Here is a 12825-nt window from a genome sequence, read left to right on the forward strand (position 1 = left end):
AAGAAAAAATGAAAAAAACGATAAACATATTTTTAATTCTACTACTGGTATTTGTCTCTGCGTGCGATAAAGACAGTTTTGCTGAATTAAATAGCGACCCATCGGCATTATCAGATCCTGATTTGCGATTCTCGATGACTAAAGCAGTAGAACAAATGTATGGCGACGATTACCTCATCTGGTTCTATGATAATTTTGATTACGCGTACCCGTGGTCACAAGTAGCAACGGCTACCGGAAGTGGTGCAAATTCTGAAGCTATTTTTGAAATGGGACCTGTTGCAGACCGCCTGTATATATACCGCGAGGTGATACCTAACACCAGAGATATTAGAGCTCAAATAGAGGCATTAAGCGAGGAAGAGCAACAAGCAAGAAGAGCGTTAAAAGCAATGACCTACCCGGTTCAAATCTTTCCGTCTATGCTGTATTCAGACCTTTATGGCTCTATGATTTACACACAAGCCGGTTTAGCTCCCTATACTTCGCCTCCACTATTTAATCCTGAATTTGATACACAAGAAGAATTATATACAATATGGCTTGAAGAATTAGATATGGCTATTGAAGATTTAAGCGCTTCTAATCAATTTGAAATAGGTGACAATGACGTGATTTATGGCGGAGATTATGCAAAATGGGCAAAATTTTGCAATCTGCTTAAATTAAAAATTGCAGCACGTTTGATCAATACAGATCGTGCAAAAGCATTAGCTATAGCAGAAGAGGTAGCAAACTCTCCTGCAGGATATATGGATAATTTGAGTGATGATTTTATCTATCAACGTGATATAAATTACAGAGGCACGGGTAATCCTATGGGCGCAGGTGCAGGGTCTATAGAGCTTATAGATTTTATGGTGGCTAATAAAGACCCTAGAGTTAAAGTACTTTTTGATAAAAACTCATTTAACGGTGAGGTGATACAGGCATTTATTGATGCAGGACAGGATTTACCGCCTTATGTTGAACAGTATGTAATTTTAGATGCAGACGGCAATTTTGAAGGATGGTCTGGACCGGGTGAGCCCTGGGTACGTTATTTTGGAGTACCCTTATCTCCAGATGCTGCTTTTATAGGTGCAAATGATGTTTATTTTAATCAAGGAATTAACAATAGAGTTAATCTTGACGGAGCTGAAAAAACCTATACATCTACTTCAAATTTTGCAGAGCGTATTACTCGTACAGGATATGGCTTTACCTACCCTACTAAACCAAATGGTCGTGTGTTGCAACGCAACGATAACTTTCCACCTTTAAAAGTGATTTTAGGATCATCTGCTGAGACTAATTTATATCTGGCAGAATTTAAACTTCTGGGAGCAAACATTCCGGGAGATGCACAGGACTATTTAAACCGCGGCGTTGAGTTTTCTGCACGTGTTTTAGATATGCTTGCTGAAAACAATGGTTTCCCATACTATGATGAAGACCCTGTCTATATGGATGCAGCACTAGCTGAAGCTGGCGCAACAAAATTAAGAGATGAAGAGATCGTTAACTTATTACTTCAGCCTGCATATGATTTGAGTACAGACGGTTTAGAAAAAGTGTACATACAGCAATACATAAATTTTGCGGCAATGCCCGGTGATTTATGGACGACTGTAAGAAGATCTGGAATTCCTAAAACTGCAAGTACAATTCTGCCCAGAGACCCATTCTTAACCGGAGGCTCTTCTGCAACAGTACCGCGCCGTTTTACTGTGAGAACTCCTACTGAAGACAACAGTAATTACAACAACTACAACAACGCATACATGGAACAAGGCTTTACAACGGGATCTAATGACCCGCAAGTCTTAAACACAGAGCGTTTGTGGTTTGATAAACAAAACCCTAATTATGGTGCAGGGCCTAAACAATAGGTTTTAAATACTAATGCTAACGGGTCATTCAACAGTGACCCGTTTTTAATTTAAATACATAGATAATGAAATTTAGCTGGCTTTTATTCAGTTTACTCGCGGTAACTTCTTTGTCATTTGCCCAGAATCAACAAGGTAACATCGTTCAATATTTTGGTAAAGAAAAAGTAGAAGACGTCAACGAAGGTGAGATCCTGCATTTATTTACTGAAGGATTAATTTTAAAAAAACAAGGATTTACGTTTAATAATGATGCCGTTTCAAGTGATCCTGTTTTTGCACAAATACTCAACAAAAAAGTAAACACATCAATAGAAGAAATCAAAATAATTGATGCTTTTTCTGGTAAAACTCTTGAGTGGGAACCCCTAACAACACAAGAGAAAAATGAATTTGCTGATCGCGGTTTGCGCTCTGGGTATTTATATCTAGAATATAATTCAGAAACCGAACAAACTGTACTTTTTGAAGCTTCAGGACATACTAATGTTTTAATTAATGGGTTACCTCATGAGGGTGATCACTATGATTTTGGATGGAATTTAATACCTGTAAAACTCAATAAAGGCAAAAATGAATTTGTGCTTTCTGGCGGGCGCTTTGCTACAATGCGTGCCAGACTCTTAAAGGCAGATCAACCTATTCAATTTACTAAAAGAGATCTCACACTTCCAGACCTTTTAATTGAGGAGTCTAAACCGGTATATGGTGCAATTAGGGTAATGAATACAACAGACGACTGGTTTAAAAATGGAAAGATTCACGTAAAAATAGGGGATGCTGAGATGAGCTCTCAGGTTCCTAACATCTCGCCTCTAATCATTAGAAAAGTCCCATTTCAAATTGCAATCCCTAAAAATTTAGCACAACAGGAAACTATAAATGCTGTGATTACATTAATGGACAAATCTGGAAAAACACTAAGTACAGATACCTTAGAACTCGCTGTAAAATCAAAATATAAACATCATAAAAACACGTTTATAAGTCAGGTAGATGGCAGTGTACAATATTACAGTTTAGCACCTTCTCTTACTAAAGACACAGACAATCAGGCCTTGTTTTTCTCTGTTCATGGGGCTTCTGTAGAAGCGGTGAATCAAGCCAATGCTTATAAGCAGAAAGACTGGGGACATCTTGTGGCACCTACTAACCGCAGACCTTATGGTTTTGCCTGGGAAGACTGGGGTAGACTTGATGCCATAGAAGTTCTTGATGAAGCAGAAAAATTGCTTAAAACAGATAAACAACATACCTATTTAACCGGCCATTCTATGGGCGGTCACGGCACCTGGTATCTTGGCGCGACCTATCCAGATCGCTTTGCTGCTATTGCTCCTTGTGCGGGTTATCCTGATCTTCTGCTATACCGCAACAATTCTATAGAACGTATGAAAGAAATGCCGGCAGAAAGTTTTGACCGTTTTGGTATGACTAAAGATGACTTTTTGAAAAAAGCGACACTAACATTTAATAATGATATAGATGCCCACTTAGACAGTATCATTCGTAGAGCAGGCAATCCCAGTCGTACGCTAAAGTTAAAACGCAATTATCTGCATTATGGGGTTTATATTTTACACGGAGAAAAAGACAATGTAGTTCCTACATCAATAGCCCGCGATATGCGTGCGCAGCTAGGCTCTTTTCATAACGACTTCTCGTATTATGAATATCCTGACGGAACACACTGGTATGGTGACGAGAGTGTAGATTATCCCTTGCTTTTTGATTTCTTTAAAGCCCGAAAAATTAAGGCTTCAGAAGATATTGATGAGATTGAGTTTTCAACGGGTTCTCCCGGAGTTTCTGCCGGTTCTCATTATGTTAGTATTCTTCAGCAGAAAAAACCCTTTGAAATAAGTTCATTTAAATTGAAAAAAGAAGACGGCAAACTAAATATCACAACAATAAACTCAGCCGTACTGCGCATAGATTTACAGAATGCAGCAATAACAAATGATACATTAGCTATCGATAATCAGCAATTAACTTTCCCCTCTAAAGAAACAATCTATTTAGAAAATAATTTAGGAACATGGGCTCGTATCAAGGCTCCTCAAGCTCGTGAAAAAGGGCCTCACCGAAATGGCGGATTCAAAGATACCTTTAGAAATAATATGGTTTTTGTTTATGCCTCTAACGGTTCTAATGAGGAGAATGAATGGTATTATAACCGGGCTAAATTTGATGCTGAAAAATTCTGGTACCGTGCAAATGGTTCTGTAGAACTTGTAAAAGATCGTGATTTTAAAGCAAGTAATTATCCTGATCAGAACATTATTATCTACGGAAACAAAAGCAATAATACAGCCTGGAACAAACTTTTGAAAGACAGCCCCATTCAGGTTTCAACAAATAAAATTGAGATGGGTTCAAAATCGCTTACTGGTGATTCCTGGGGTGCACTATTTATTTATCCCAGAACAGATAGCGCTATTGCAAGTATAGGTGTTGTAACAGCTACAGGTATTGAAGGTATGAAAGCGGCATATGCCAATGACTATCTTGAAAACGGAACCACCTTTCCAGACGTTTTAATATTTGACAATACGATGCTTACAAAAGGAATTGAAGGTGTTAAAGCCAGTGGTTTCTTTGGCAATGACTGGTCTGTTGACAAAGGAGATTTTATCTGGAGAAATTAAATTAAAAAAGCTGAGTTCATAAAAGGATTCCTTGTTATGAACTCAGCTATAAAACTTTATTAAATAAAGGGGTTAGTCTCTTGTAATATCAATTACGTCAAACTTCATAGTCCCGTTAGGAACGCTAATTTCTGCAACATCCCCTACTTTTTTACCTAATAAACCTTTACCAATAGGAGAATCAACCGAAATTTTCCCGGTTTTTAAGTCGGCTTCGCTTTGAGCTACTAACTTATATTTCATTTCCATTCCGTTTAACTGATTTTTAATCGTAACCGTAGAATGTACTAATGCTTTTGAAGTATCTAATTGTGATTCATCTATAATACGTGCATTAGCAACAATTTCTTCCATCTTAGAAATACGCATTTCAAGCATTCCCTGTGCTTCTTTAGCTGCGTCATATTCTGCATTCTCACTTAAATCACCTTTATCTCTCGCTTCTGCAATTGCCTGTGAGGATTTAGGACGCTCTACATCTTTCAAATGATTAAGTTCGTCTCTTAATTTCTTTAATCCTTCTTCTGTATAGTATGCTACCTTACTCATAACTTCATTTATTAAATACAATGTAATCTGCGTATCTTCGTTTTATCATTTGGCTGTTCACAGCATAATGTATGCGCAGTGCTATAAACACAAAAAATCCCATCAAAAACGGGATTATCTGTTGCTAATATACGAATTTATTAATTCTTACTTTTAAAATCTTATAAATTGACAATTCATCTTTTATCAAAAATGTTCAATAAAATCTCAGCTATTGTAGTTCTTACCGTTGCTTTTCTCTCCTGCAGCACAGATGATAATCGTACTAATAACCTCAATATAAATCCCATATCATTTACCATAAGTTTAAACACAAATTTACCAGAATACAGCGTTTTGCAGTTTCCCGGTAATGCGGTGTTTGTTGCTAATGCCGGTGTACGAGGTATTTTTGTAATTAATACCGGTGCAGGAATACGTGCCTGGGAAGCTACAGATCCCAATCACGTACCTAATGAATGTTCTACGATGAATTTAAATGGAGTTGAAGCTAAATGTTCTTGTGAAGAAAACACCTATACACTTTATACCGGCCAGGATCTAGGCAAACAATTACCTTACACACTTATAGAATACCGGGTTTCGCAAACCGGAAGTGGGATTAATGTTTCTAATTAAAATAAAAACAGCCGACAGATGCCGGCTGTAAAGCAACACAATGAGTCCCCTAAAACCTAATCGTTGCTCCTATTAAAAAATTAATTCCTGCCTGCGGATAATATCCCGTCCCTTCAACCGTAGTTATGGTTCCCGGGTTTGTAAAGTCATCATCATAGGTAAAGAAATATCCGTTTGAAACATACTTTTTATCAAATATGTTATTTACTAAAGCGGTTAGCGTTATAGATTTTGCAAAACCTATTTCCTCCAGATCATACTGCACATTAAAATCATTTATAAAATAGGCGTCTAGCTTAGAACTTTCTGCGTCTATATTACCAAGGTATTGCTCACCTACATATTTAGAAAGTAACGACAATCTCAAACTTTTTAAAGGAAAAACATCTAAACGATTTCCTGCTATAATATTTGGTGAATACGAAATATTTGTATTTCCTAAATTTTGTAGAACACCATCTCTCTCAAATAGAAAATCTCTGTTTTTATTTGTGCTTAAGGCAATGTTAGGGGATACCGCGAGAATACGGGGTATAAGCTCTACAGCAGCCTCCACTTCTAATCCCAGTCGATAACTTGAACCGCTGTTTTGACGTATGGGAGCACCCACATCGTCAATTGCACCTGTTAATACTAATTGATCACGATAATCCATATAATACAGGTTTGCATAAATACGAGCTCGCTCCTGAGTAAAGCGATAGCCTAATTCAAAATCATTTAAAGTTTCGGGTACGGGATTTCCATTTTCAAAATCTGTGCGATTGGGTTCTCGGTTTGCGCGTGCATAAGATGCATAAACCTTGTTTGAGGTATCAAGGCTAACTGTTAATCCTGCTTTAGGATTAAAAAATGAAAACTTTTTATCAATGACAAATTCTTCCCTGTCATCATTTAAACCATCTGTTTGGTAAGATATAAACCTTTCTTGTAAATCTCCAAACACACTCCAGGTATCGTCTATTCGCCACGTAGCCTTAGCAAATGTGGTAAACTCATTTTTATCTGCTGTCCCAAAATAATAACGGTAACCCGGTTCTTCAGTTTGTGAAAAATACCGAGCCCAAGTGATTTCACCGTAGTGATCACCGCTGTATATACTACCAAAAACCCCGGCATCAAAATCGATGTTTTCGTCTGAATAATTAGTAGTTAAATTAGCTACATAATAACGATTATCTAACCAGCGACGACGTACTAAATCAGTATCGGTTTGTAAAGAACCCTCAACTTGATACGGCTCCCAGCCTATAAAATCAAATGTTGCATCGTCACTAAAATTGACATTTGCGTAATACCACGAGTCCACATATTCTTCAAAAAAGCCACGTCCCATCGTATAGTTTAAACTGAGATTTGTTGACCAGCCGCCGCCGTATTTTTGATTCCATAAAATTTGTAAATGGTCTTGCTTATAATTATCTACCTGATTGTCATAAAAACCTTGCAGGTTTCCGGCATCATCGTATTGAAAACCTATAGGGTTAAAAGTTCTGTCTGTTGCCAGTGTTTCGGCATCTATACCATTCCACGATTGATAAGTAACCTCAGCACCTCCAAAACCTATAACCTTTATCAACGTATTTTCGTCGCGGTAGCCTCCCTGTAAATAATAAGATTTTAAGTCTGAGCTGGCACGGTCAACGTACCCGTCTGATTTGATAGTTGATAATCTTCCCGAAAAGCTAAAGTGATCACCTATAAGACCTGTTCCAAATTTCACATTGGCTCTACGAGTATTAAATGATCCTCCCGAAGCACTAACTTCGGCGTATGCCTTATTATCTATAGCTTCGGTAAGAATATTTAAACTCGCTCCAAAAGCTCCGGCTCCATTTGTAGAAGTACCTACACCACGTTGCAATTGTAAACTTTGTACCGAACTACTAAAATCCTGAAGGTTTACAAAAAAGGTTGTAAGACTTTCAGAATCGTTATATGGGATACCATTTATGGTAACATTAATTCCTTGATTTCCTGTTCCGCGTACGCGAAAACCCGTGTAACCCACTCCCGCACCCGCATCTGATGTGGTTACAACGCTGGGTAAAAAATTAAGCAAAATGGGTAAATCCTGACCCAGATTACGCTGGTTGATTTCTTCTTTAGAAAGGTTACTAAAGGTAATTGGGGAGTCTGCATTAACGCGTACAGATTTCACTAAAACTTCGTTTAACGTATTTACGCTAGTAGTGTCTGATGGTTTTTGCTGTGCGAGTGCTCCCCAGGTTGTTATAGAAGCTACACATGCAAATAAAAGAGTTTTCATTCGTAAAATTATTACAAATAAAAGGGGCGATTATTCTGTGAAATTATTAAATAAAAGCAATGTTGTTTAAAAGCAATATTGAATACATCTATACTTTTAAACGTTTCCCTTGGCAGCATTACCTGCCCAGGTTCATTGGGTGTGATCTCAGCTTGCGTTTCTAAATAGAAAGTTTAAGCACCCCTTTGAGATTGAGCGGCAAATGTAGTACAATAGTTCTGCTTTTATAAAAAAATTAAGGGCTTTTGTTTCGCATAAGATTAATTTTAAACCGAATACCTTTTTATGAAAAACACAAAGCGATCTATTACCCTTAAAGTACTTGCAGGCTACTTTTTAATCGCCCTTTTAATTATTGTAGGTGTCTGGTTTATTTACCCGCAAATCAAAACATTTATTTATCCTGAGAAAGAGTCTGCCACTACAAACAAAAAGCTTACCTACACCAGTAATGCTCTAAGTTATTTGTATGAGGCAGAGACCATAGGCCGTACTGCAATGGCTACGGGCTCTCAAGATCAATTTAAACAATACCGGGTGATAGTAGATAGCATCTCCCCTCAACTCGACTCCTTACGCGCATTAACCACAACCAGAATGCTCACCCAACAACTGGACAGCATTAAAATACTTCTAAATACAAAAACCACAAACATAAGCGCAATGGTACAGTTGCGCAGGGAGCAATACTCCCGTAATTACTATGATGAGGCTCTTGCCGAATTAACGAAGGAAGACATCTATTTTGAAGATTATTCTAACGATCCCAGACTTGATTCTGTAGATGCATATACTAAAAAAGTGATTGTAGATTATCTCGAATATCTGCGCAAAGACAATGCAGACCCCGATCAAAATCTAACATCAATGGCTAAGACTGTGCGGGAAACACTGGCAAAAATTGAAGACCGTAAAAAACAGCTGGAAATAGACATTATAAATAAAGAGAATAATCTGCTTAAAAACGACCGAGAAATTAACCTGAAGATTAGAACGCTTTTAAGTTCGTTTGAACAGGAAGGCCTGTTATCTGCAAAACAACGTGAAGACCTTTTGAATTCGCGAATTGATGAGATTTCAAAAACCTTAAAGATTATAGGTCTAATAAGTATTGTTCTGGCTCTGGGTTTTGTGATTATGATTTTTAAAGATGCGTCACGAAGTCAACAATACAACACCGAATTACAAAAAAGCAATAAAGTGGCTAAATCGCTTCTAAAAAGTAGAGAGCAGCTAATGGCGACCATCACACACGATATGCGTTCCCCTTTAAATACCGTTATAGGGTTTACAGATTTGCTGCAAAAAACCAGCGTAGATGCCACACAAAACCGTTATTTGCAAACCATAGAAAAGTCTGGCGAATATATGCTTCAGCTGGTAAATGACCTTCTTGATTTCTCAAAGTTAGAGGCCGGTAAAATTAAGATTGAAAAAGTACCATTTAATCCTAAAAATCTTATTGAAGACATTATAGCTGTGGCAATCCCGGCTGTTGGGAAACTAGATGTAAATCTCAAAGTTGACGTACCTCAAGAATTAGATCGTCTGTTTTTAAGTGATCCTTTCCGTATAAAACAAATTGTCTCAAACCTAATTACTAATGCCTATAAGTTTACAGACTCAGGCAGCATTACTATTTCATTAGTTTTAGAAAAGGCAAATTTGATCATAGCTGTTGCAGATACAGGAATAGGTATCGCAAAACACAAACAGAAAATTATATTTAAAGAATTTTCGCAAGCGGAAGATCATATTTCTCAGAAATATGGCGGCTTTGGTTTGGGCCTTTCAATCTCTCAAAAACTTGCAGATTTATTAAATGGTAAGCTGAAACTTGAAAGCGAACTTGGAAAAGGAAGCACATTTACACTTAGTATTCCTGTAGAAGAAACGGGGCAAAAAATGGAAACCTCCCCGACCATTACTGAAGAGTTTAACACCAGCATTCCTAAAAATATATTGCTGGTAGATGATGAACCCATGCAAATAAAACTTGCTCAAGAAACGCTAAAAAGTCACCCTTACACCATTACTGCTGCAACAAACGGTAAAGAAGCGCTAGACCAATTAGAGCACAATACCTTTGACCTTATTCTAACCGATATACAAATGCCCATTCTAGATGGTATCGAACTTATTAAAAAAATTAGGCAGGATATACGTTTAAAAGAGACTCCCGTTATAGCACTTTCCGGGAATGGAAAATTAGAAGATGACGATTATAAAAAATTAGGATTCACCAGTAATCTAAAAAAACCTTACAAACCAGATCACCTTATAGCTATTATTAAGAATCTCAATTTTACGGTTAAACCACTTCAAGAAAACAATCAACATACAGACCAGGCTTACAATTTAGATGCGCTTAATGCTTTTGCTGATGATGATCCTGAGTCGTTAAAATCTATTATCGTCGTATTTATAGAAACTGCCGAAGAAAATATTATCTTACTTAATACGCACGCAGAAAACCCAGGGCAACTTAAAGAAATCGCTCATAAAATGCTACCTATGATGCGCCAGTTAGAAGCAACATCTATAGTTAAAATATTAGAAAAGCTAGAGAATCCTGACGGAAAAACAATTTCTAAAAAAGTATTGAAATCCCTTATTCATATTGTGGAGAAAGACACCAATGAATTACTTAAAAATTTACGACTTCACTTTAAAGTTTAATATCGTATTGTTTTAACTTATTGTAAAGCGTTTTACGATCTACATTAAGAATACGTGCGGCTTTACTTTTATTACCGTTTGCTTCCTCTAGAGCATCTAATATAAGTTCCTGCTCATTTGCATTTTTAAATAAACTAAAGTCTTGTTTTGACGCATCTTCTTTAAAACTTGTAATTTCCTGAGGCAATAATTCTAAAGGTATCGTGGTATGCTGAGTTAGTAAAACAGATCGTTTTACAATGTTTTGAAGCTCTCGTAAGTTTCCCGGCCAGTCGTAACGCTCTAAAGCCTGCATCGCTTCTTCGCTAAAGCCCTCAACATCTTTCTCTAACTCCAGATTTGCACGTTGCAAAAATGCACTTACAAACAATCGTAAATCTTCTTTACGTTTACTTAACCTCGGTACTTTAATTGAAAATTCATTAAGTCTGTGGTATAGATCTTCTCTAAAGTCACCTTTTTTAACAGCTTCAGCGAGATCCTCATTTGTTGCTGCTACAACACGTATATCTACCGGAATTTCAGTATTTGCACCTACCGGTTTTACCTTGCGTTCCTGCAAAGCTCTTAACAATTGAACTTGCAGCTCGTAAGAGAGGTTTCCTATTTCATCTAAAAAAAGTGTACCCCCATTTGCCGCTTCAAAGTGACCTATTTTATCTGTTAAGGCTCCTGTAAATGAACCTTTTTTATGACCAAAAAACTCACTGCTCGCTAATTCTTTTGGAATGGCACCACAATCTACTGCGATAAATGGATGCTCCTTTCGTTTGCTTCTATCGTGAATATTTTTTGCAACGTATTCTTTACCCGTACCACTATCACCTATTACTAAAACAGACATTGTTGTGGGCGCTACTAAATCTACATATTGATTGAGTTTTGCCGAAGCATCACTTATACCTTTTATAAACTGGGATTTTGCCGCACTTTTAAACTTAGGTTCAACAACAGCTTCTTGCTTTACTTCTGCTACGTTCTGAGTTACTTTTGCACTGTTATTTTTCTGAAGTGCTTTTTCTATTATTTGCAGTAATTCATCGGGTCGTACCGGTTTAGAAATGTAGTCAAAAGCACCTTCCTTCATTGCCTGAACTGCCTTATTCACTTCTGCATAACCCGTCATAAGAATTACGGGTATATTCTGATTTATTTGTATAACGTGTTTTAAAATACTAAGACCATCATCATCTGGCAAACGTACATCTGTTAATACAAGATTTATGGTGGTTGTATCTAAAATCTTTCGGGCTTCTTCGGCAGTAAAAGCGCTTGTTACTTTAAAATCGCGCCTGCTCAAAAAGGTCTCCAGCATTTTACAAAATGCTACATCATCTTCAATAATTAGAATACTAGTCAACTGTTTTAATTTTATAAGTTTAAAAATACTAAACCCAAGGTGTGACTGAGGTCAAATAAATCATAAAATACATAACGGATTTTAATCTCTTATATTTTCAAAAACTGATTGTATTAAAAACAAAAAACCCCGACTTTCGTCGGGGTTTTTTCTGAATTTCTAACCATTCTAACTTAAAAATTCAAGGGAATTAAACTACTCTTTTGGTTCAACCCACTCACCAGCTGCATTGATGTAAGCAGTCTCTGCTTCTGCACCTTCAGCTACTAAAATAAGTTTGAACGTTTTTTTCTCTGCATCAACCCAGGCTTCTGTTACTTCAGCTCCTGCTTTATCTGCTTCAATTGCATCAGTTACCGTTACAGGCAATTCTGAAACTTCAATTTTCTCATAGCCATCTGCTACAGGTGCCTGCGCCTCTGTTTCATTCATTGCTACATCTTTTGTTGTCTCTTGTGCGGTCATATTTTGAGCTGCAAAAAGCATTGTTGTTGCGGCTGCTACGGTCATTACTAACTTTTTCATAATTTGATATTTTAGATTAACACCTAAGTGTCGTGATTTATAATAATTACTTTTTACTTTAAATTACTTTAAAGTAACCCATTTTCCTTCTGCGTTGATATATGCTGTTTCTGCTTCTGCACCTTCTGCCTGTAACATCAACTTATACACTCCTAATTCTTCATTAAAAAAAGCCTCGGTTACTTCAGAACCTGCTTTATCTGCTGTTACTGCATTTGTAACTGTTTCTGGAAGTGCAGCTGTTTCTATTTTTTCAAAACCATCCTGTACCGGAGCTTGTGCTTCTGTTTGGTTCATTGCAACATC

8 protein-coding genes and 1 pseudogene are annotated in these 12825 nt (G+C 37.0%); 4 read left to right on the plus strand and 5 right to left on the minus strand.

Annotation, left to right across the window (positions count from 1 at the left end; genetic code table 11):
- The first annotated feature begins 8 nt into the window (after positions 1-8).
- Both ACEN25_RS15475 and ACEN25_RS15480 read left to right on the plus strand, forming a co-directional pair.
- Entirely contained in the window at positions 9-1871 is a 1863-nt protein-coding gene (locus ACEN25_RS15475; RefSeq protein WP_441803703.1) for a SusD/RagB family nutrient-binding outer membrane lipoprotein, read from the plus strand.
- Positions 1872-1936: 65 nt separating this feature from the next.
- On the plus strand, positions 1937-4519 hold the full coding sequence (locus ACEN25_RS15480) for an alpha/beta hydrolase-fold protein (RefSeq protein ID WP_441803704.1): 2583 nt from the start codon (positions 1937-1939) through the stop codon (positions 4517-4519).
- A gap of 72 nt (positions 4520-4591) precedes the next feature.
- Here ACEN25_RS15480 and greA read toward each other — a convergent pair whose 3' ends face one another.
- A complete protein-coding gene (gene greA / locus ACEN25_RS15485) occupies positions 4592-5068 on the minus strand; it encodes a transcription elongation factor GreA (protein WP_441803705.1) in 477 nt (158 codons plus the stop codon).
- A 192-nt stretch (positions 5069-5260) separates the two neighbouring features.
- Here greA and ACEN25_RS15490 point away from each other — a divergent pair, with 192 nt between their 5' ends.
- On the plus strand, positions 5261-5686 hold the full coding sequence (locus ACEN25_RS15490) for a hypothetical protein (protein WP_441803706.1): 426 nt from the start codon (positions 5261-5263) through the stop codon (positions 5684-5686).
- A 49-nt stretch (positions 5687-5735) separates the two neighbouring features.
- Here ACEN25_RS15490 and ACEN25_RS15495 read toward each other — a convergent pair whose 3' ends face one another.
- Positions 5736-7955, minus strand: a complete 2220-nt coding sequence (locus ACEN25_RS15495) for a TonB-dependent receptor (RefSeq protein WP_441803707.1) — start codon at positions 7953-7955, stop codon at positions 5736-5738.
- 285 nt (positions 7956-8240) lie between these two features.
- Here ACEN25_RS15495 and ACEN25_RS15500 point away from each other — a divergent pair, with 285 nt between their 5' ends.
- A complete protein-coding gene (locus tag ACEN25_RS15500; RefSeq protein ID WP_441803708.1) occupies positions 8241-10634 on the plus strand; it encodes an ATP-binding protein in 2394 nt (797 codons plus the stop codon).
- Here the strand turns inward: ACEN25_RS15500 and ACEN25_RS15505 are convergent.
- The 3 genes and pseudogenes from ACEN25_RS15505 to ACEN25_RS15515 form a co-directional block, all read right to left on the minus strand.
- Positions 10624-11994, minus strand: a complete 1371-nt coding sequence (locus ACEN25_RS15505; protein ID WP_441803709.1) for a sigma-54-dependent transcriptional regulator — start codon at positions 11992-11994, stop codon at positions 10624-10626. The two genes, ACEN25_RS15500 and ACEN25_RS15505, sit on opposite strands and share 11 nt — an antisense overlap.
- A 195-nt stretch (positions 11995-12189) precedes the next feature.
- Positions 12190-12519, minus strand: coding sequence for a hypothetical protein (locus tag ACEN25_RS15510; RefSeq protein ID WP_441803710.1), 330 nt, complete (start codon positions 12517-12519; stop codon positions 12190-12192).
- 63 nt (positions 12520-12582) lie between these two features.
- Positions 12583-12825, minus strand: a pseudogene (locus ACEN25_RS15515) (hypothetical protein); the annotation flags it as partial.

Source organism: Leeuwenhoekiella sp. W20_SRS_FM14 (assembly GCF_052119605.1).
GTDB lineage: Bacteria > Bacteroidota > Bacteroidia > Flavobacteriales > Flavobacteriaceae > Leeuwenhoekiella.